This is a genomic window from Tropicibacter oceani, from assembly GCF_029958925.1.
In the GTDB taxonomy this organism is placed as follows: Bacteria; Pseudomonadota; Alphaproteobacteria; order Rhodobacterales; family Rhodobacteraceae; genus Pacificoceanicola; species Pacificoceanicola oceani.
This window is the reverse complement of record NZ_CP124616.1, coordinates 1,183,093-1,203,594: the sequence shown is the minus strand read 5'-3', so window position 1 is coordinate 1,203,594 and position 20,502 is coordinate 1,183,093. Positions and strand designations below refer to the sequence as shown.

Here is a 20,502-nt window from a genome sequence, read left to right as displayed (position 1 = left end):
ATCGGCACAGGGGGCGCGCAATGATCCGTCTGGAAAAACGGCCCCAGCCGTCGCAGCTGTGGACGGCGATCACGCCGTTGGTCGCGGTGCTGCTGACCATGATCGTTGGCGGGTTGATGTTCGCAGCGCTTGGCACCGACCCTCTCGAGGCGATCCGCACGATTTTCTGGGACCCGCTGTTTCACGACCGTTTCGCCAGCTTTTCGCGGCCTCAACTGCTGGTCAAGGCCGGGCCTCTGGTGCTGATTGCCATCGGGCTGTCCATCGGCTTTCGCGCCGGGATCTGGAACATCGGGGCCGAGGGGCAATACATCATCGGCGCCATCTGCGGCGCCGCGGCCGGGCTGGCGTTCTACCCCTCTGAAAGCGTTTTGATCTTTCCGCTGATGATCCTGTGTGGCGCGCTGGGGGGCTGGCTTTGGGCGATGATCCCGGCGGTGCTGAAGACCCGCTTTGGCACCAACGAAATCCTTGTGTCGCTGATGCTGGTTTACGTGGCGCAGAACATCCTGATCTCGGTCTCGACTGGGCTGTTGCGCAACCCCGAGGGCATGGGCTTTCCCGGATCGCGCAATTTCAAACAGTGGGACGCCACCCACAACGCCGAGATTTTCGCCAATACCGGCATGCATTGGGGCGTTGTCGCCGCGCTGATCGCGGTCATCGCGGCCTATGTGCTGATGGCGCGGCATATTCAGGGCTTCAACATCCGCCTGATGGGCGAGGCCCCCCGCGCCGCCCGCTTTTCCGGTGTGAACCCGGCGCGGATCGTCTTTTTGTGCCTTGGCATCGCGGGCGTTCTGGCGGGCATGGCCGGCCTGTTCGAAGTCACCGGCCCCGCAGGCCAGATCACCGGGTCGTTCAACGCGGGCTATGGCTTTACCGCGATCATCGTCGCCTTTCTGGGGCGGCTGCATCCCATCGGCATCCTGCTGGCGGGCCTGCTGATGGCGCTGACCTATATCGGGGGCGAATTGGCGCAGCTGACGCTGGGTGTGCCCGGCGCCTCGATCCAGCTGTTCCAGGGGATGCTGCTGTTCTTCCTGCTGGGGTTGGACGTTTTCACGAATTACCGCCTGCGCATCGGGCATAAAGAGGTGGCATGATGGACCTTTCGTCAATCAATCCCGTCCTGCTGGTCGCCTCGATCATGATTTCGGCCACGCCGATCCTGCTGGCCGCCATCGGCGAGATGGTGGTGGAAAAATCCGGCGTGCTGAACCTGGGCGTCGAGGGCATGATGATCACCGGCGCGGTGGTCGGCTTTGCCGTGGCGGTGAACACCACGTCCCCGGGGCTGGGCTTTGTCGCGGCGGCTGTGGCGGGCGCGGTGCTCAGCCTGACCTTTGGGCTGCTGACCCAGTTCATGCTGTCCAACCAGGTGGCAACCGGGCTGGGGCTGACGCTGGCCGGGCTTGGCCTGTCGTCGCTGATCGGCAAACCCTACGAGGGGATCAAATCGCCCACCCTGCCCAAGTTCGAAATCCCGCTGCTGTCTGACCTGCCCATCCTTGGAAAGATGCTGTTTTCGCATGATGTGATGGTCTATTTCAGCCTGCTGCTGGTCGCCGCGGTCTGGGCCTTTCTGAAATACACCCGCGCCGGGCTGATCCTGCGCGCGGTCGGCGAAAGCCACGACAGCGCCCATGCACTGGGGTACAAGGTGGTCTATATCCGCCTGTTCGCCATCCTTTTCGGCGGGGCCTGCGCGGGACTGGGCGGCGCCTACCTTTCGCTTGTTCGCGTGCCGCAATGGACCGAAGGCATGACCGCCGGCGCCGGCTGGATCGCGCTGGCCATCGTGGTCTTTGCCAGCTGGCGGGCGGGGCGCGTGCTGATTGGTGCCTATCTGTTCGGCGGCGTCACCGTGTTGCAGCTGAACCTGCAGGCGGCGGGGGCAAATGTGCCTGTCGCCCTCTTGTCTGCCTCACCCTATTTGATAACGATCCTCGTGCTCGTCGTCATTTCGGCCCGGGGGGCGCATGGCGCGCCTGCCTCTCTTGGCCGATCTTTCCACGCCTCTAACTGAGGCCGCTTTCAACCACCCAAATCAACAGGGGATACACATGCTCAGAAGAACACTGCTGACCACCGCCGCGCTGGCGATGACACTTGGCGGCGCGGCCTTTGCCGAAAGCCACGGCGAGGAAATCACCGCCGGTTTCATCTATATCGGACCTCCGGGTGACGGCGGCTGGACCTACGAACACGATCAGGCCCGCCAGAAGATGGAGGCGCATTTCGAAGGCAAGGTGAAGACCGTCTATCAGGAAAACGTGCCGGAATCGGCCGATGCCGAACGCGCGATCACCCAAATGGCCCTGTCCGGTGCCAACATCATCTTCACCACTTCCTTCGGTTACATGGACCCGACGCTGGCCGTCGCCGAAAAATTCCCGGATGTGAAGTTCGAGCACGCCACCGGCTACAAGCGTGCCGACAACGTCAGCACCTATAGCGCCCGCTTCTACGAAGGCCGCGCGGTTCAGGGCCACATCGCGGGCAAGATGACCAAGACCAACAAGATCGGTTACATCGCATCGGTTCCGATCCCTGAGGTCATCCGCGGCATCAACAGCGCCTATATCCACGCCAAAAAGGTGAACCCGGATGTCGAATTCTCGATCATCTGGCTTTACACTTGGTTCGACCCGGCAAAAGAAGCCGACGCCGCCCGCGCGCTGATCGAGAACGGCGCCGACGTGGTCCTGCAGCACACCGATTCCACCGCGCCCCAGGCCGCGGCGAAAGAGGCAGGCAACGTGATCACCTTTGGTCAGGCTTCGGACATGAGCGATTATGCCCCGATGCCGCGCGTGTCCTCGATCATCGACAACTGGGCGCCCTATTACATCGAGCGCGTTCAGGCGGTCATCGACGGCACCTGGGAAAGCACCGACACCTGGGATGGCATCAGCACCGGCATGGTCGAAATCGGCGAAATCTCTGACGCGGTTCCCGCTGACGTCAAGGCCGAAGCCCTGGCGCTGAAGGATGCGATCGCCGCGGGCGAATACCACCCCTTCACCGGCCCGCTGAACAAGCAGGACGGCAGCCCCTGGCTGGCCGAAGGCGAAGTGGCCGATGATGGCACCCTTGCCGGGATGAACTTCTACGTCGAAGGCATCACCGCAGAAGTCCCGAACTAAGTCCGTTGCGCGCGTCCCGGCGCGCGCAACGCGTGGGCAAGGTCATGGTCGCACCAGCGACCGTGACAGCCCACTCAGGCGTTGTCCGGGCGCAACACCCGCCGCGCGCGTCCCAGCGCGCGCAACGCATGGGCAAGGTCATGGTCGCGCCAGCGACCGTGACAGCCCACTCAGGCGTTATCCGGGCGCAACACCGAACCTCGAAAGCCCTGCCATGTCTGGCGGGGCTTTTCCTTTTTTCACGGGGGCGAAGCCGGTGATCCGTCCCTTGCCGCCGCGGCCAAGCAGCCCTTTGCCCGTTCCGACAACGGCCTTGCAAAAACATGGCCCCGCTTTCTTGCATAGCCTGCACAATGGGTATTCAATGCAGCCATGGGGTGAACCACCTGCACCCCGACAGACAGAAGGCCCAGCATGAAAAACGATGTCTTTTCCCTCGAAATCAACGATTTCGGTTTCTTCTGGAACGAACAGTACCTGAACCGGATGAACAACCGCGCGCAGCGGATCTTTTCCTTTGACCCGGCCCTGATCAAGGGCGCGCGGGTTCTGGACATCGGGGCACGCTTTGGGTTCTGGTCGTGGGCTGCGCATCGTCTGGGCGCCGCCGAAACCGTCGGGATCGAGGGCCGCAAGGAAAGCGCGGACCGGGGCGGCAAGCTGATGGCCCCCTACCAGCACGACTATCTGATCGGGAACGCCTTTGACATCATGCCGAAACTGGCCGCCGAAGGGCAGCGCTTTGACGTGATCCTGAACCTTGGGTTCTATTATCACATCTACGACCACTACGGCATGCTCAAGCTGATGGACGCGCTGAAACCCAGGGTCATCGTCATCGACAGCGAAATCGACGATCTGGACGAACCCGTGGTGCGCCTGCGCAAGGAAAAGACATGGGAGCCGAACAACGCCATCGCCGAAGTCGAAGGACAGCAGTATTCCGCCGTGGGCAACGCCAGCCGCGGAGCGATCGAAATGATGGCCGAATGCTTCGACTACAAGGTGGCGTGGTGCGACTGGTCCAACCTGACCAACACCGAAGAATGCGACGACTACGTCAACCGCCAGCGCTTTACCTGTCTTTTGACCAAGGACTGACCGGGGCAGAGAGCGCGCCAAAGACATTGCAGCCCAGCGTCACCTTGAGCGCCGCCACGAGCTCCTGCGCGGATTCGGCGCCGATGTATTGCCCGCCGGTGCGATCCGCCAGGCAACTGGCCACGGCGGTTTCAGGGTTATAGCCCGGCGCCGCCCCTTCCAGGCTGAAATGATCGCCGCGCACCTTGAAGCCGATCACATGCACCGTCAGGTCAAGGCCATCGGCCACCAGTTCGGCGGCCAGTTGGCAGGGCGCGCCGCCGCAGGTTTCCTTGCCATCCGTCACCAGCACGATCGCGCCGGGTTTGTTGCGATAATCCAGCGCCTCGGCGGCGGCCTTGACCGCCTCGGTCAGGGGGGTATCGCCCGAAGGTTGCAGCGTTTCGACCGCACCCACAATCAGCGGCGCGGCCTCCCATTGCGGACCAAAGCGCAGGTCGATGTTCTGGCAGGCCTCGCGCGGGCCGGGACCGTAGACCACCAGCCCAAGGCGGCGCAGCGCGGCAATGCCCGGCACCGCATCGCGGATCGCGCGGCGGGCCTCGAATATCCGGGGCTCGCCTATGTTGTTGAACCCCATTTCCGCCATCGAGCCTGATCCGTCAAAGACGATCATCGCGTCCTCGGTGCAATCCTCTCCCGCAGCGCCGGCAAGCGGCGCAATCAGGGCAAACATCAGGGACAGGCAGGGGATCAGGCGCATCGCGCGATGCTGCCAACTGCGCCTGCCCCTGTCTACCCCTTCCAAAGTGTCGAACGCCGTGCAAGGCTGCGGGACATGACACAGATGACAACGCTTTCGGGCACCGTCCCGCGCCCCTTCGCCTTTGGCGCCATGCAGTTCGGCGGCAAGGCTGACCAGACGCAAAGCCGCGCCATGTACGACGCCTGCCGCGCGGCGGGCATCCGCTTTTTCGACACGGCGCATGCCTATACCGATGGCGCGTCGGAAACCCTGTTGGGCCAGTTCGCCGGTGCCGAACGCGATCAGGTGCTGATCGCGACCAAGGCCAGCTATGCGGGCGGCGCATCGCGGCAGACGATCCTGAAATCGGTCGAGGACAGCCGCCAGCGGCTGGGCATGGACGTGCTGGACCTGCTGTACATGCACCGCTGGGACGATGGCACGCCGTTGCAGGAAACCTTTGAAACGCTGGCCGAATTGCAGGCCAAGGGCACGATCCGCTACATTGGCGTGTCCAACTATGCCGCCTGGCAAGTGATGAAGGCGCAATGCGTCGCCGCCAGTCTTGGCACGCGGATCGACGCGATCCAGCCGATGTACAACCTTGTCAAACGCCAGGCCGAGGTCGAGATCCTGCCGATGTGCATCTCGGAGGATATTCTGCCGGTGCCCTATTCGCCGCTGGGCGGCGGGCTGTTGACCGGAAAATACGCCGCCGGATCGGACGGGCGGCTGACGCAGGATGACCGCTATGCCAAACGCTATGGCAGGCCCGAAATGCACCAGAGCGCCCGCGATCTGGCCGCTTTGGCGGCCGAGTTGGGTGCGGACCCCGCGACGCTGGCAGTGGCATGGGTGGCGCGCCATCCGTCCCGCCCCGTGCCAATCCTGTCGGCCAGCTCGGCGCCGCAGCTTGCGCCCTCGCTGGCCGGGATGGACTATGCCCTGGACGACGCTTTGTATGCTCGTTTGTCCGCGCTCAGCGCCGCGCCGCCCCCTGCAACGGACCGCCTGGAAGAGGTCTAGCGCCAGTCCACGACCTGTGCCAGATCGGCCCGGGTGGTGCGGAAGTTGTTCGCCGGATGCGCGCTGTCAGCATAGCCGAACGACGCGCCGACCAGAACATCGCGGTCCTCGGGCACGTTGAACCAGTTGCGCATGAAGCCCGAATAACTGGCCACCGCCGCCTGCGGCACCGCGCCGATGCCGCGCGCCTCAAACGCCAGCAGCACCGCCGTCAGATAGGCGCCGCAATCCAGCACGCCGTAGGGGCCCAGCTTTTTCGGCGTGGTGATCAGCAGGAAATGTGGCGCGCCGAAAAAGCGGAAATTCTCGCGCATCTGTTGGGCCGAGGCCTCTCGGTCGCCCTTGGCCACGCCGACGGCATCGTACAGCTGCCAGCCGCATTCGCGGCGGCGGTCCTTGTAGGCCCCTTCGTAAGCCTGCGGAAAGGGAATGTCGGGGGCGTGGCTGGCGGTTTTGACGTGCTCATAAAGCGCCGCGCGCAGGCGCTCGGTTTCCTCGGCCCCGCAGACGTGCACCTGCCAGGGCTGAGAATTGCACCAGGACGGCACGTGCTGCGCGTCGCCAAGGGCTGCCTCGATCACCGGTTTCGGGACCGGGTCGGGCAGAAAGGCGCGGCAGGAATAGCGGCGGCGCAGGATCGCGCCAAGGGCGTCACAGTCGGATTGGGTCATAAAAGGCCTTTGTCCTTGAGGTCCTGAAGGATCGCCGCGCTGTCCTGCCCCTTGGTCGGGCTGGGGCGCGGCGTGGGTCTGTGGGTGTCAAAGCGCGGGGCGCTGGCGGGGCCCTCTGCCCCCTGCGTCCAGATTTCGCGCGCGGCGATATGCGGGTCTGCGCGCGCCTCGTCAGGCGACAGCACAGGCGCGACGCAGGCATCGGTGCCGTCGAACAGCGCGGCCCAATGGGCCAGCGGTTTCGCGGCAAAGAGTCCGGCAAGGCGGGCGGTCAGAACGGGCCAGGTTTCCGGGTCGTACTGCCGCGCAAAGCCTGCGTCCCCGGACAGGCTCAGCAAGTCGAGGAACAGCGCATAGAACTTGGGCTCAAGGCATTGCACCGAGATGTGCCGCCCGTCGGCGCAGGCATAGCAGCGCGACCAATGCGGCCCGTCCAGCAGCGATTGCCCCCGCGCATGGGTCGAAAATTGTGGCCCCATCGACAGCAGCAGCGCCATCATATGGCTGGCCCCATCGACGATCGCCGCATCGACGACGCAGCCCTGCCCGGTCTGACGCGCCTTGAGCAGCCCGGCCAACATCCCAACCGCCAGGTACATCGCCCCTGCGCCGATATCGCCCAGCATGGTCGGCGGGACAAAGGGCGGCTCGTCCTGCCCGGCATAAAACAGCGCGCCGCTGAGCGCGAGATAGTTCAGGTCATGCGCCGCCTGCCGCGCGCGCGGGCCAGTTTGGCCCCAACCGGTCATGCGGCCATAGACCAGCGCGGGGTTCAGGGCATGGGCCTGCTCTGGCCCAAGGCCGAGGCGTTCCATGACGCCGGGGCGCATCCCTTCGGTCAGCCCATCGGCGCTGCGGATAAGGGCGTGCGCGGTGCCATGGTCAGCCGCGTCCTTGAGGTCCAGCGCGATCGAGCGTTTGCCGCGATCCAGCAGGGTGACGTCCTGTTTCGCCGGGTTGTCGCCGCCGGTCTTGCGGTGGACAACGATCACCTCGGCCCCAAGATCGGCCAGCAGCATCCCGGCAAAGGGGGCGGGGCCAAGCGCCTCGAATTCGATGATGCGGGTGCCGTGCAGCATGAGCATGTCCTTTTCATGCGCAGTCAATCGCAAGGCTGGGGGGATGAAAAGGGGCTTTGCCCCTCTGTCGCCCTTTGGGCGCCATTCACCCCAGGATATTTCGGGCAAGAGGAAACAGGGGCGTTTGCCTTTCGTTCCGGAGTGCTATGTCTGGGACATGTTGGAACTGCCCCCTTCCTTGCAGAACTGGTTCGATGCGCGTGGCTGGCACGTGCACCCGCATCAGCGTGCCATGTTGGAGCGCGCGAATGCCCCGGCGCTGTTGCTGATCGCGCCCACCGGGGGCGGCAAGACGTTGGCCGGTTTCTTGCCGACGCTGAGTGAATTGGCGCAGGCGCCCAGGGGCGGTTTGCATACGCTGCACGTGTCGCCGCTGAAGGCGCTTGCGGCGGACATTCGACGCAACCTGAACCTGCCGATCGAAGAGGCGGGGCTGCCGATCCGGGTCGAGGATCGCACAGGGGATACGCCGGCCAGCCGCAAGCGGCGGCAGCGGGCCGACCCGCCGCATATCCTGTTGACCACGCCCGAGTCGCTGGCCCTGCTGACCAGTTACGAGGATGCACCGCGCATGTTCGCGGGTTTGCAGCGGGTGATCGTCGACGAAATCCACGCCTTGGCCGAAAGCAAGCGGGGGGATCAGTTGATGCTGGCGCTGGCGCGGCTGAACGCCCTGTGCCCCGGGTTGCGGCGTGTGGGCCTGTCGGCCACGGTCGAGGACCCACGGGCCGTTGCCAGCCTGCTGGCGCGCCACCCCGATCCTTGCGAGATCATCCTTGCCGACCCCGGCCCCGATCCCGACATTTCCATGTTGCAGACCGAGGCCGCGCCGCCCTGGTCCGGGGGCGGCGCCGCCCACGCCATTCCGGCGGTTCTGGAGCAGGTCAAGAAGCACAAGACCACGCTGATCTTTCACAACACCCGCGCGCAGGCGGAAATCTTTTTCCACAAGCTGTGGCTTGCGAACGATGATTCCCTGCCCATCGGTATCCACCACGGCAGCCTTGACCGGGCGCAGCGCGAACGGGTCGAGGCAGCGATGGTCGCAGGGCAGTTGCGGGCGATTGTCTGCACCGGCTCGCTGGACCTGGGGATTGACTGGGGCGATGTCGATCTGGTCATCCAGGTCGGCGCGCCGAAGAACGTCAAGCGGCTGGTGCAACGGATCGGGCGGGCGAACCACCGCTATAACGCTCCGTCCAAGGCGCTTTTGGTGCCGGCGAACCGCTTTGAGGTGGTGGAATGCCTGGCCGCGCTTGAAGCGGTGCGCGCCCATGATCTGGACGGAGAGCCGCGCGGCCCCGGCCCACGCGACGTATTGTGCCAGCACATCCTGATCGCCGCCTGTTCGGGCCCCTTCGAGGCGGGCGATTTGTACGATGAGATGCGCAGCGCCGGGCCCTATGCCGACCTGACGCGCGAGGAATTCGATGACTGCCTGACTTTCTGCGCCACTGGCGGCTATGCCCTGCGCGCTTATGACCAGTGGCAGCGATTGAAGCAGCGCGAGGACGGGCTGTGGCAATTGCGTGATCCACGCTCGGCCGTGCGCATCCGCCAGAACATCGGCACGATCCAGGACACCGATACGCTCAAGGTGCGCTGGCGCGGACGCGGCGGCGCGCCACTGGGCGAGGTTGAGGAAGGCTTTGCCGCTTCGCTGACTGCGGGCGATACCTTTCTGATTGGCGGGCAGATCGTGCGCTATGAGGGGCTGCGCGAGCTGGTGGTGCAGGTGTCCAAGGACCCCGGCCGCAAACCCAAGATTGCCACCTTCAACGGGACCAAGTTCGCCACCTCGACGCAGCTGAGCCAACGCATCCTGCGCATGTTCCAGTCCGGTGACTGGTCGGGCCTGCCCGCCCATACCGCGCAATGGCTGGAGTTGCAGCAAAAGGTGTCGCGCCTGCCGCAGCCCGGCCGGCTGCTGATCGAGACCTTTCCCCATGACGGGCGGCAACAGATGGTCGTCTACGGTTTTGCCGGGCGCAACGCGCAGCAGACGCTGGGACTGATCCTGACCAAGCGGATGGAGGAGATGGGGCTGGCGCCCATGGGCTTTGTCAGCACCGATTACGCAACCCTGATCTGGGGGCTGGACGCGGTCGGCGACCCGGCTGGCCTGTTCGACCTGGGGGCGCTTGAAGCCGGGCTTGAGGGCTGGCTGGCGGGCAATGCGGTGATGAAGCGGACATTTCGCGCCAGCGCCACCATCGCCGGGCTGATCGAGCGGCAATTGGGCGGGCAGCGCAAGACCGGGCGGCAGGCGACCATGTCGTCGGACATCCTGTATGACACGCTGCTGCGCTATGACCCGGATCACCTGTTGATGCGGATCACAAGGGCCGAGGCAATGCGCGGCCTGGTCGATTTCTCGCGCGTGCGCGAGATGTGCGCACGGGTCGGTGACCGGATCGACCATGTGCGCCTGACCCGGATTTCACCGCTGTCGGCGCCGCTTTTCCTTGAGCCCGGGCGCGTTCCGGTGAACGGGTTGGCGGACGAACGCATTCTGGAAGAAGAGGTCACGCGGCTGCTGAACGAAAGCGGGCTTGCCGGGATCGATGGGGCGTAGACACACGCATTAATTGCATTTGACCGGCAAGCAAGGTATTTACCTTTTATTAACCTTGGTAAACGAGTCGCCTCATGCGCCTGTTCCTTGCCTTCGTTTCACTATTGATTTTGACCCCTGGCCTCGCTTTTGCGGCCTGTGACGGCAATTACGATTGGGCTTGTGTCCTGGTCGCTTCGGATGTCGATTGCGCCGGTGGTTCGGGCAATGGGCCTGCCTATGTTCAGGGTCCTGTAAAAGTCGTTGGCCGCGATGTTTACAAGTTGGACCGTGACAAGAACGGATATGGATGCGAGCCGAAAGGCTGGACACCAAGAGATGGGCGCCCAATGTCGTGACCTGTTGCCCTTGCTGGTGAAGACTGGCAAGAACAACCCATGAACACCCATGCCTTTTGCTTTTTTGGGGCCGCGCTGACGGCCCTTCCGTCCGGTGCCCTGCATTGGCCGGATCGGGGTCTGCTGGTCGTCTCGGACCTGCACCTTGGCAAATCGGCGCGCCTGTCATCGCGTGGCGGCGCACAGCTGCCGCCCTATGAGACGCGCGATACCCTGCAACGGCTGGATGCCGATTTGACCGCGACGGGCGCGCGGCGGGTGATCTGCCTTGGCGACAGTTTCGACATGCCGGGGATCGAGGCAGCCCTGCCCGAGGACGACCAGTTGTGGATCACCCGGCTTCAGGCCGGGCGGGACTGGACCTGGATCGAAGGCAACCACGACCCCGGCCCCGTCAGTCTGGGCGGGTCACACCGCGCCGAACTGACCCTTGGGCCGCTGGTCTTTCGCCATATCGCCAGCGATGCGCAGGCCGAAGTTTCAGGCCACCACCATCCAAAGGCGCGGATCAGCGCGCGGGGCCGCAGCCTGTCGCGCCCCTGTTTCCTGGTGGATGACCGCCGCCTGATCCTGCCCGCATACGGGGCCTATACCGGCGGTCTGTGGACCCATTCAGAGACCCTGAGGGGCCTTATGAACGCCAGGGCGCAGGCCATCCTGACCGGTCAGCGCGCCCTGGCCATTCCGATGCCGCGCGACTAGCCGCGAACCTCCCACCACAATAGCCCCATCGCCCCGACGATACCGGCAATCCCGGCATAGCTGGCCAGGGTCATCGGTTCGGTCAGGCCCAGGGCCACCAGCCCTACGCCCAGCGGCGCAAGCCCCACCAGGGCCAGGCTGACGGTCGACGCGAACATCTGGTTCTTTGCCCAGCCGGGCGCCGCCGCCCGACGCGTCATGGAAAGCGCCCATCCGTAAAGAGCCACGCTCAACAGGATGGCCGCAAACCCTTCGACAATATGCATTATTTCACCGAAACGGCGTAGCAAGCCCCCCTGACCGCCGTCGGTCAGAGCCATCTGAGTCGCGCGCCGTGCATCGCGAAAAATAGGCTTGGCCACATCGTCCCGCAAGTCGGCCAATCAGGAATATTTTGCGCCCGCCCCCCCGTGTGAAATAGCCTCGAACGTGGCGTCACGCTTGCCTTGGGCCGGGCATCGCGGCTCCATCATCACATGACGATCCAAGAGCACATCCGCCGCAGTTTCGCGCTGCAAACCATGATGGCCACCATCGGCGCCGAACTGACGGGCATCGGGCAAGGCACCGTCGAAATCACCGCGCCACTGTCGCCGGCATTCCTGCAGCACAACGGCTATGGTCATGCCGGGCTGACCTTTACCCTGGGCGACACCTCGGCGGGGTTGGCGGCGATGACCTTTTTGACGACCGATCAGGCGGTCGTCACCTCAGAGATCAGCACGCATCTTCTGGCCCCCGCCTCGGGCAGTCACCTGATCGCGCGGGGGCGGGTAATCAAGCCCGGCAAACGGTTGATCGTGGTCACATCCGACGTCTACGCCGTCACCGATGGGTCCGAGCGGCATGTGGCAACCTTGACGGGCACGATGGTGCCCGTCGTGCTGGACCGCTAGCGTCAGGCCGTCAGCCCCTCGGGTTCGGGCAGGCCATTGGCGCGGCAACAGGCCGTGACCGTATTGGCCAACAGGCAGGCAATGGTCATCGGACCCACGCCGCCCGGTACGGGCGTGATCGCCCCCGCCACCTGCGCGCAGCTGTCATAGTCGACATCGCCAACCAGCCGCGTCTTGACGCTGCCGTCCTCGTTCTGGCCCTTTTCGGGCGCATCGATCCGGTTGATGCCCACGTCGATCACCGTGGCGCCCGGCTTGATCCAATCCCCCGGCACCATCTGCGGGCGGCCAACGGCGGCCACGACGATATCGGCGCGGCGCACCACATCGGGCAGATCCTTGGTGCGCGAATGGGCGATCGTCACGGTACAGCTGTCGCCCAGCAAAAGCTGCGCCATGGGTTTGCCCACGATATTGCTGCGCCCGATCACCACCGCGTCCATGCCCGAAAGCGATCCGTGAACATCGCGCAGCATCATCAGGCAACCCAGCGGCGTGCAGGGCACCATGCTTTTCTGCCCGGTCCCCAAAAGACCGACGTTCGAGATATGGAACCCGTCCACATCCTTGGCAGGATCAATCGCATTGATCACCAGATCTTCGTTCAAATGCTTGGGCAGGGGCAACTGCACCAGGATACCGTGCACCGCCGGATCGGTGTTCAACTGGTCGATCAGCGCCAGAAGGTCGGCCTCGGACGTCCCTGCATCCAGCTTGTGTTCATACGAGTTCATGCCGACCTCGACGGTCTGCTTGCCCTTGGAGCGGACATAGACCTGGCTGGCCGGATCTTCGCCGACCAGAACCACCGCCAGACCGGGGGTGATCCCGTGCTCTTCCTTCAGACGCGCCACATGGCCCGCCACCTTTTCGCGCACCGTTGCTGCAAACGCCTTGCCGTCGATTACCTTGGCCGCCATGTTCTGTCCTTCACTTTTGTCCTGGAACCCACAGATGCGGCCTAACCGCCATTCCCCCGGCTGGCAAGGGACCGACCGACGGGACGGTGGGCGGGGCGACGCGCTTGCGCGAGCGCCGTCCCGCCGTCCGCTTAGAACAGCCCTTCGATCAATCCTTCGTCATTCAGACGGATGGTTTCCGAGGCCGGAACCCGCGGCAGGCCCGGCATGGTCATGATCTCGCCGCAGATCACCACGACAAACCCCGCCCCCGCCGACAGGCGCACTTCGCGCACCGGCACCGAATGGCCCGTGGGCGCACCACGGCGGTTCGGGTCGGTGGTAAAGGAATACTGCGTCTTGGCCATGCAGATCGGCAGGTTGCCATACCCGGCCTCTTCCCACTCGCGCAGCTGGGCGCGGATCTTGGCATCGGCCAGAACCTCGTCGGCGTGATAAATCGACTTGGCGATGCGCTCGATCTTCTGGAACAGCGGCATGTCGTCGGGGTACAGCGGGGCAAACTGGCTGGCGCCGCTTTCGGCAATCTTGGCCACGCGGGTCGCCAGTTCGGCCGACCCTTCGCTGCCCAACTCCCAGTGACGCGACAGGATCGCCTCGGACCCTTGGGTTTTCACATAGTCCTTGACCGCCTGGATTTCCGCCTCGGTATCCGTGACGAAATGGTTGATCGCCACGACGACCGGCACACCAAAGGATTTGAGGTTGCCGATGTGACGGCCCAGGTTGGCGCAGCCCGCCTTGACCGCATCGACATTCTCGGCGCCCAGATCGGCCTTGGCCACGCCGCCGTTCATCTTCATCGCGCGCACCGTGGCGACCAGCACGACGCAATCGGGCGCAAGGCCGGCCTTGCGGCACTTGATGTTCATGAACTTCTCGGCGCCCAGGTCGGCGCCAAAGCCGGCTTCGGTCACCACGAAATCCGCCAGCTTCAGCGCCGTCGTGGTGGCAATGACCGAGTTGCAGCCATGTGCGATGTTGGCAAAGGGGCCGCCGTGCACAAAGGCCGGGTTGTTTTCCAGCGTCTGCACCAGGTTCGGCTGCATCGCATCCTTGAGCAGCACGGTCATCGCGCCATCGGCCTTGATGTCGCGGCAATAGATCGGGCTGCGGTCACGGCGGTAGGCCACGATCATGTCGCCCAGACGCTTTTCCAGATCGTCAAGGCTGGTGGACAGGCAGAGGATCGCCATGACCTCGGAGGCCACGGTGATGTCGAACCCGGTCTGGCGCGGAAAGCCGTTGGCCACACCGCCAAGCGAGGTGACGACGTCGCGCAGCGCCCGGTCGTTCATGTCCAGAACCCGGCGCCAGGTCACGCGGCGCTCGTCGATCTCAAGCTCGTTGCCCCAATAGATGTGGTTGTCGATCATCGCGGCCAGCAGGTTGTGCGCTGCGGTGATGGCGTGGAAATCGCCGGTGAAATGAAGGTTCATGTCCTCCATCGGGACGATCTGCGCCATGCCGCCCCCGGCCGCGCCGCCCTTCATGCCAAAGTTCGGCCCAAGCGATGCTTCGCGGATGCAGATCGCGGCCTTTTTGCCGATGCGGTTCAGACCGTCACCCAGACCGACGGTCGTCGTGGTCTTGCCCTCGCCCGCAGGCGTCGGGTTGATCGCCGTCACCAGGATCAGCTTGCCATTCGGGCGATCCTGAACCGAGTTGATGAAGTCCTGGTTCACCTTCGCCTTGTCATGGCCGTAGGGCACAAGGTTTTCGAACGCGATACCCAGCTTTTCGCCAATCTCCTTGATCGGCTGCTTTTTTGCCTCGCGGGCAATTTCAATGTCGGTCTTGTAAGCCATCAGAGCGGGATCCCGTTGGTGAATTGGTTTTTCGTTGGCCCCAGACATAGCGGCGCCCGCGACCGCCTGTCACAGCGAATCCGACATTTCGCAGGCGTCTTGCGGCGAAGCCTGACGCATAGCCGCTCGGAAATGTGCGCATCGGAAACTGCCTTCGCGCGAAGGCGTCAGGCCTCGGGCCTCCAGGCGCGTTGGTCTGGGATGTGCAGGCGCATCTGATCGCCCAGTTTCACCAGCCCTTCGCGCGCCACCCAGGCGGTCACGCCACGGCGTCCCTCGGCCGCCGGTTTGAAGCCTTTGCCCAGCCCGGGGGCCACGGTTTCAATGCTTTTGGCGGGGAACTGGCAGGGACGGTTCTGCATGTCGACCGTCACCGTCGCCCCCGACGGCGCCTGCAACCGCGACGACGGCGGAACATGGGAAAAATCGGCAATCCCGCGCAACACGATATTGGCCCCCAGTCGGGCGGGATCGATGCTGTCCAACCCCATCTTGGCGGCGATCTGGGCCAGTTCCTCTTCGGAAATGATGCTCAGCTGGCGTTCGTTGCGGATTTCGGTGCCCTTGGGATACTGCGATTTGACCCGGGTGCAGCTTTCGCGCGTCCAGCCGCCGTGAACAGACCCGTCGATCCCGTCAAACCGCAGGTCCAGCGCATCACGGGTTTCAGACAGCAAGGCCTGTCGGTCCATGGTGGTCACGACCCCCAGCCAGATGACTTCGGCGGAATGATCAGTGGGTTTGAGAGCAGGCATTAGGCGCGGTCCTTTGGCGATGGCGGGGTCAGCCCGCCGTGCGGGTCAGGGTAAAGAACATCCTGCGGAACGGGAACAGAACCGATCCGTCCGCGGAAAAGGGATAGGCCTTGGCGATCACGCTTTCATAGGCGGCGATCAGTTGGGCCTGTTCGCCCGGCTCCAGCGCTTGCAGGATCGGGCGGGCATAGGTTGCCTCGGAAAACAGCCGTACGGGGTGGCCTTCGTCCGTGGGCTGCAGCAATTGGTAATACTCGGTTTCCCACAGATCAAAACGGCCCAGCGGCGACAGCAGATGATGATACTCGGCCGGCAGCAGCACAGCCGGCAGCGCCGCGTGATCGACCCGCCCGGGGAACATCTCGTCCGCAAGGTTCAACCACAGCCGATGCGACGGGGCGTTGTTCTGATGCGGGACTTGAACCGCCAGCGTGCCGCCCGGCAGCAACTGACCGACCAGCCGGGGCAGAAACGCGCGGTGATCCTTGACCCAATGCAGCGCGGCGTTGGAATAAAGCAGCGCGGCAGGCGCCTTAGGGTTCCAGGTGGCAAGGTCCGCCGCGATCATGTCGTCATAGGCACCGGCGGCGCGGGCCTGTTCCAGCATCGCGGGTGAGTTTTCGACCCCCACCAACCGCCGCGCGCCCAGGCGGCCGCGCAGCATCGGGCCAACCACGCCGCTGCCGCAGCCCAGGTCATACCCCACGCCATCGGGCAGATCCGGCACACGCGCCAGAAGATCCAGCGCCGGGCGCAGCCGCAGGTCCGCATAGCGGGCATATACGCCGGGGTTCCAATCGGTTTGAGTCATCGCAGCCTCGTGGTTGTCCGCTGACGGTAAGTCAGCGACGGGAAAGGTACAAATGCAAACGACCGGGCATCCCTGCCCGGCCGCATTTTGCCCATGGCATCGGACGGATAGTCACCCCCCCGAGGTCTGGGTGTTGGTCCGTTCCTGTTCTTCGTTGGTAAAGCGGTGGCGGTTTTCGCTGCCGTCACCATCGTCGGTGCCATCGTCCGGCGCGTCCGGTGTATAGGGGTCCGGGTCCTGCGCATCGGGAATGCCGTCGCCATCGCTGTCAACGACGGCCGCAGTCCCCGCCGGCGCGCTGATCACGGCGCAGATCGGCAGATCGGCGGTATACATGCCCCCGACGGGCATATCACCGGGGCGACACGAAGGATTCCCCAATTTGTCAAACACAGGGTCGGCATAGATCACACCGACAGTCGGCTGGGCACAGCCCGCCAACAACAGCGCGCCCCCCAAAGCTGTGGCAGCAAAAGTTGTTCTGAACATCAAAGCCCCCTTCCAGGTCAGTCGCGGTGCCATCAAAGGCCATGCCGCGATACCGTCAGGTTAGGCCCGCCACCCCTGCGCAGCGTTGATTTTGATCAATCCGCCGCGACATGAAAAACCCCCGGAGCCTTGCGGCGCCGGGGGCGTTTGATCTGTTCTCAGGAAGGCTCAGGCCGAGGGTTCCGGTTCCATCCCGCCGTCGCCTTTCGGCTTGGACTTGGGCTTGGTCTTGGGGATCGCGGTCACGCTGGGCGCATCCTCGGCGGCCCCGGTGCCGTCGTCATCATCGCTTGCGTTGGGCGGATCGCCCCGCATGACGCGCTTGATCTCTTCGCCGGTCAGGGTTTCGTATTCCAACAGCCCCTTGGCCAGACGTTCCCAATCATCCTTGCGCTCGGTCAGGATCTGGAAGGCGCGGTCATAGGCTTCCTGGATAAAGCGTTTGACCTCTTCCTCGATCAGCTCCTTGGTGTGGGCCGACACGGACAGGCCCGCAGTATTGCCGGAATACCCTTCGTGCGCTTCGGAGTAGTCGATGTTGCCGACCTTGTCCGACATGCCCCAGCGCAGAACCATGGCACGCGCCAGACCGGATGCCTGCTGGATGTCACCTGCCGGTCCGTTCGACACATTGTCGGCGCCGTACTTGATGATCTCGGCGGCCTTGCCCGCCATGGTCATGGCCAGCTTTTCCTCGCATTCCGACTTGTGCCAGTTCAGGCGGTCGATTTCGGGAAGGGAAACAACCATGCCCAGCGCGCCACCGCGCGGAATGATCGTCGCCTTGTAGACCGGGTCACACTGCGGCAGCGACAGGCCGACGACGGCGTGCCCTGCTTCGTGATAGGCAGTCTTTTCCTTTTGATCGTCCGTCAGGACCATGCTGCGGCGCTCGGCGCCCATCATGACCTTGTCCTTGGCGTTCTCGAAATCCTCCATCGTGACGAACCGGCGGCCAACGCGGGCGGCCATCAGCGCCGCCTCGTTCACCAGGTTTGCCAGATCGGCACCGGAAAACCCGGGGCTGCCGCGCGCGATGATGCGCAGGTCGACGTCAGGGCCCAGCGGGGTCTTGCGGGCATGCACGGCCAGGATCTTTTCGCGGCCCTTGATGTCGGGGTTGGGCACGGTGACCTGACGGTCGAACCGGCCCGGACGCAGCAGGGCGGGGTCCAGAACGTCGCGGCGGTTGGTGGCGGCGACGATGATCACACCCTCGTTCGCCTCGAAGCCGTCCATTTCGACCAGCAGCTGGTTCAGCGTCTGTTCGCGTTCGTCGTTGCCACCGCCATAGCCCGCGCCACGCGCCCGGCCCACGGCGTCGATTTCGTCGATGAAGACGATGCAGGGCGCGTTCTTTTTCGCCTGCTCGAACATGTCGCGCACGCGGCTTGCGCCCACACCCACGAACATTTCGACAAAGTCAGAGCCCGAGATGGTGAAGAAGGGCACGCCTGCCTCGCCCGCGATGGCGCGCGCCAGCAGCGTCTTACCGGTCCCCGGAGGGCCCACCAGCAGCGCGCCCTTGGGGATCTTGCCGCCCAGACGGCTGAATTTCTGCGGGTTGCGCAGGAATTCCACGATCTCTTCCAGCTCTTCCTTGGCTTCGTCGATGCCGGCCACGTCGTCAAAGGTCACGCGGCCATGCTTTTCGGTCAGCAGCTTGGCCTTGGATTTGCCAAAGCCCATAGCGCCGCCTTTGCCGCCGCCCTGCATCCGGTTCATGAAATAGATCCAGACACCGATCAACAGAAGGAACGGCAGCAGCGACAACAGGAAGGACTGGAAGCCCGACTGTTCCTGCTGCTCGGCGCGCACCGGGATGTCGTTGGCGATCAGCAAAGAGGTCACTTCTGCGTCTTCAGGCTTGATTGTGACAAAGTCCTGCCCGTCCGCGGTGCGAAAGCGAACCTGTTCGCCGTCGATCACGACATTGCTGACAGACTTGTCCTCAACTGCCTGCACGAATTCCGAATAGCTGGCCTCGCGGCTTTGCAGCGTCGAGCCGCCCCCCGAAAACAGGTTGAAAAGCGCAAGGATCAGCAGGAACAGGACGACCCAGAAGGCGATATTGCGAGCGTTGCCCAAGGGAAAACTCCTTTGAAAAGCGAAATTGCGCCTGAGTGGACGCGTTGCCGTGTAACATAGCCATCAAACCAGCCGGTTCAATGCGAAAGAAGGAAAGCTTTGAAGCCAGTCGTCTGTTGCCCCATCGGGCACAGATGCGTGGTTCCGCCGGGTCCGACACCCAGCGCGTCGCAGGCCACCAGCCGATCGCCCCTCCAGATCGCCGGAAGCGACAGCGCAACGCGGTGGGGCACGCTGCCTGCCGGTTTCTCGCCGGCCTGCCGCCAGCCTTCCGGCCCCAGGGCGCGCAGGTGCAAGCCGTTGTAATCAGGGCAGGAAACCTGCCACCGACCATCCCACAACTGGCCATCCCCAACCACGACGCCGGAATCTGCAACTGCCGCGTATTCGCGAAACAGGGTCAACCGGCCTTTGACGTAGGCGGCTTCGACGCCGTGCAGGGTGCCGCCGCCGCCCGCGGTGACGGTTGCAAGCAAGCTGTCCAACGGTTCGGCCCTTGGGCCGTATTCCGCCGCTGCCACGTATCGAAGCGCCATCCCCAACAGCCGCCGCCGCGTGGTCGTTTCCACGTGATCGAACCACCCCGGGGCCAGCGACAGCACGCCAGCGGGGTCCTCGCGCCCGGCGCTCTGCCAGACCTGCGCGGCCCGCACCGACAGCGCCTGCCGGTCTTGCCGCAAGCGATGCGCCGTGTCGGCCAGCCCCTTGCGGTCAAAGCCCTCGGCTTCCAGAACCTCCAAAAGGCGGCGCATCTGGACGCGGTCATAGGCTGGGTCATCGTTCGACGGATCCTCGACCCACCGGCCTTGCAGCGTGCGCAGGTAATGACGCAGTTCGGACCGGGCCATGTCCAGACAGGGGCGGATCACCTGCCAATTGGGCGACCTTTCCCCAGGGGGGCGCGCCCCGTCACGGTCAGCATCGGCAAGCGGACCGTCACGCCCAGGCAAAGCGCGCTTGTCCACCATGGCAGACAGCCCATCGACACCAGAGCCGCGCTTCAAGCGCATCAGAAAGGTTTCGGCCACGTCATCGCGGGTATGCGCCATCAGAACGTGTTGCAGCCCGCCCCGCCAACGGTCGATCAGGTCCAGCCGGGCGCGGCGCGCCTGATCCATCTTGTTGCCGGTACCATCCCAATGCCAGCGCAGGGTTGCGTGGGGGTGGCCAAGCAGGCGGCATTCTTCGGCGACCATCGCTGCCTCGGCCGCGGCCTCGGGGCGCAGCCCGTGGTCCACAGTCACCACCCACAGCCGGGTGCCCCAGCGATGCGCCCAGTTGTGCGCAAGCGTCAGCATCGCCATGCTGTCGCCCCCGCCCGAAACGGCCAAAGCGATATCGGTCGGGAAATCCGGGCCAAGCAACTGGCCCATGGCATCGGCGAAACGCTGGTTCAGGCTTGCGCCCGT

At 64.4% G+C, this 20,502-nt stretch carries 20 protein-coding genes; 9 read left to right on the top strand and 11 right to left on the bottom strand.

Annotation, left to right across the window (positions count from 1 at the left end; translation table 11 throughout):
* The first annotated feature begins 20 nt into the window (after positions 1-20).
* The 4 genes from QF118_RS05800 to QF118_RS05785 all read left to right on the top strand — a co-directional run bounded on the left by QF118_RS05800 (position 21) and on the right by QF118_RS05785 (position 4,250).
* Positions 21-1,106, top strand: coding sequence for an ABC transporter permease (locus QF118_RS05800; protein WP_282301698.1), 1,086 nt, complete (start codon positions 21-23; stop codon positions 1,104-1,106).
* Positions 1,106-2,029 carry an ABC transporter permease gene (locus QF118_RS05795; RefSeq protein WP_282302416.1) on the top strand — a complete coding sequence of 308 codons (924 nt, stop codon included), beginning with the start codon at positions 1,106-1,108 and terminating at the stop codon, positions 2,027-2,029. The genes QF118_RS05800 and QF118_RS05795 overlap by 1 nt, the downstream gene beginning before the upstream one ends.
* A 37-nt stretch (positions 2,030-2,066) precedes the next feature.
* Positions 2,067-3,149, top strand: a complete 1,083-nt coding sequence (locus QF118_RS05790) for a BMP family ABC transporter substrate-binding protein (RefSeq protein ID WP_282301697.1) — start codon at positions 2,067-2,069, stop codon at positions 3,147-3,149.
* A gap of 414 nt (positions 3,150-3,563) precedes the next feature.
* On the top strand, positions 3,564-4,250 hold the full coding sequence (locus QF118_RS05785) for a class I SAM-dependent methyltransferase (protein WP_282301696.1): 687 nt from the start codon (positions 3,564-3,566) through the stop codon (positions 4,248-4,250).
* Here the strand turns inward: QF118_RS05785 and QF118_RS05780 are convergent.
* Positions 4,225-4,926 carry a vWA domain-containing protein gene (locus tag QF118_RS05780; RefSeq protein ID WP_282301695.1) on the bottom strand — a complete coding sequence of 234 codons (702 nt, stop codon included), beginning with the start codon at positions 4,924-4,926 and terminating at the stop codon, positions 4,225-4,227. The genes QF118_RS05785 and QF118_RS05780 overlap by 26 nt on opposite strands.
* 102 nt (positions 4,927-5,028) lie before the next feature.
* On the opposite strand from QF118_RS05780, the gene QF118_RS05775 reads away from it, so the two are divergent.
* Positions 5,029-5,961 (top strand): aldo/keto reductase, encoded by a 933-nt coding sequence (locus QF118_RS05775; protein WP_282301694.1) that lies wholly within the window; start codon positions 5,029-5,031, stop codon positions 5,959-5,961.
* Here the strand turns inward: QF118_RS05775 and QF118_RS05770 are convergent.
* Positions 5,958-6,632 (bottom strand): nitroreductase, encoded by a 675-nt coding sequence (locus QF118_RS05770; RefSeq protein ID WP_282301693.1) that lies wholly within the window; start codon positions 6,630-6,632, stop codon positions 5,958-5,960. The genes QF118_RS05775 and QF118_RS05770 overlap by 4 nt on opposite strands.
* On the bottom strand, positions 6,629-7,711 hold the full coding sequence (locus QF118_RS05765; RefSeq protein ID WP_282302415.1) for a CaiB/BaiF CoA transferase family protein: 1,083 nt from the start codon (positions 7,709-7,711) through the stop codon (positions 6,629-6,631). The genes QF118_RS05770 and QF118_RS05765 overlap by 4 nt, the downstream gene beginning before the upstream one ends.
* A 157-nt stretch (positions 7,712-7,868) precedes the next feature.
* Between QF118_RS05765 and QF118_RS05760 the strand changes: the two genes are divergently transcribed.
* From QF118_RS05760 to pdeM, 3 genes are all read left to right on the top strand, one after another.
* A complete protein-coding gene (locus tag QF118_RS05760) occupies positions 7,869-10,286 on the top strand; it encodes a ligase-associated DNA damage response DEXH box helicase (protein ID WP_282301692.1) in 2,418 nt (805 codons plus the stop codon).
* 74 nt (positions 10,287-10,360) lie between these two features.
* Positions 10,361-10,624 carry a hypothetical protein gene (locus QF118_RS05755; protein ID WP_282301691.1) on the top strand — a complete coding sequence of 88 codons (264 nt, stop codon included), beginning with the start codon at positions 10,361-10,363 and terminating at the stop codon, positions 10,622-10,624.
* Positions 10,625-10,663: 39 nt separating this feature from the next.
* On the top strand, positions 10,664-11,326 hold the full coding sequence (gene pdeM / locus QF118_RS05750) for a ligase-associated DNA damage response endonuclease PdeM (protein WP_282301690.1): 663 nt from the start codon (positions 10,664-10,666) through the stop codon (positions 11,324-11,326).
* Here the strand turns inward: pdeM and QF118_RS05745 are convergent.
* Positions 11,323-11,526, bottom strand: coding sequence for a hypothetical protein (locus QF118_RS05745; RefSeq protein WP_282301689.1), 204 nt, complete (start codon positions 11,524-11,526; stop codon positions 11,323-11,325). The genes pdeM and QF118_RS05745 overlap by 4 nt on opposite strands.
* Before the next feature lie 276 nt (positions 11,527-11,802).
* On the opposite strand from QF118_RS05745, the gene QF118_RS05740 reads away from it, so the two are divergent.
* Complete coding sequence (locus QF118_RS05740) at positions 11,803-12,222, top strand: PaaI family thioesterase (RefSeq protein ID WP_282301688.1); 420 nt, start codon at positions 11,803-11,805, stop codon at positions 12,220-12,222.
* 2 nt (positions 12,223-12,224) lie between these two features.
* Here the strand turns inward: QF118_RS05740 and folD are convergent, their stop codons facing one another.
* The 7 genes from folD to tilS all read right to left on the bottom strand — a co-directional run bounded on the left by folD (position 12,225) and on the right by tilS (position 20,466).
* Positions 12,225-13,142: a bifunctional methylenetetrahydrofolate dehydrogenase/methenyltetrahydrofolate cyclohydrolase FolD gene (folD, locus tag QF118_RS05735; RefSeq protein WP_282301687.1), complete on the bottom strand. Its 918-nt coding sequence runs from the start codon at positions 13,140-13,142 to the stop codon at positions 12,225-12,227.
* Between the two features lie 131 nt (positions 13,143-13,273).
* A complete protein-coding gene (locus QF118_RS05730) occupies positions 13,274-14,950 on the bottom strand; it encodes a formate--tetrahydrofolate ligase (protein ID WP_282301686.1) in 1,677 nt (558 codons plus the stop codon).
* Positions 14,951-15,117: 167 nt separating this feature from the next.
* Complete coding sequence (locus QF118_RS05725; RefSeq protein WP_282301685.1) at positions 15,118-15,705, bottom strand: MOSC domain-containing protein; 588 nt, start codon at positions 15,703-15,705, stop codon at positions 15,118-15,120.
* A gap of 28 nt (positions 15,706-15,733) precedes the next feature.
* Entirely contained in the window at positions 15,734-16,516 is a 783-nt protein-coding gene (locus tag QF118_RS05720; RefSeq protein WP_282301684.1) for a methyltransferase domain-containing protein, read from the bottom strand.
* A gap of 111 nt (positions 16,517-16,627) precedes the next feature.
* Positions 16,628-16,867, bottom strand: coding sequence for a hypothetical protein (locus tag QF118_RS05715; protein ID WP_282301683.1), 240 nt, complete (start codon positions 16,865-16,867; stop codon positions 16,628-16,630).
* A gap of 306 nt (positions 16,868-17,173) precedes the next feature.
* Positions 17,174-19,093, bottom strand: coding sequence for an ATP-dependent zinc metalloprotease FtsH (gene ftsH, locus QF118_RS05710; RefSeq protein WP_282301682.1), 1,920 nt, complete (start codon positions 19,091-19,093; stop codon positions 17,174-17,176).
* Between the two features lie 77 nt (positions 19,094-19,170).
* Positions 19,171-20,466, bottom strand: coding sequence for a tRNA lysidine(34) synthetase TilS (gene tilS / locus QF118_RS05705; protein ID WP_449441507.1), 1,296 nt, complete (start codon positions 20,464-20,466; stop codon positions 19,171-19,173).
* Between the last annotated feature and the right edge of the window lie 36 nt (positions 20,467-20,502).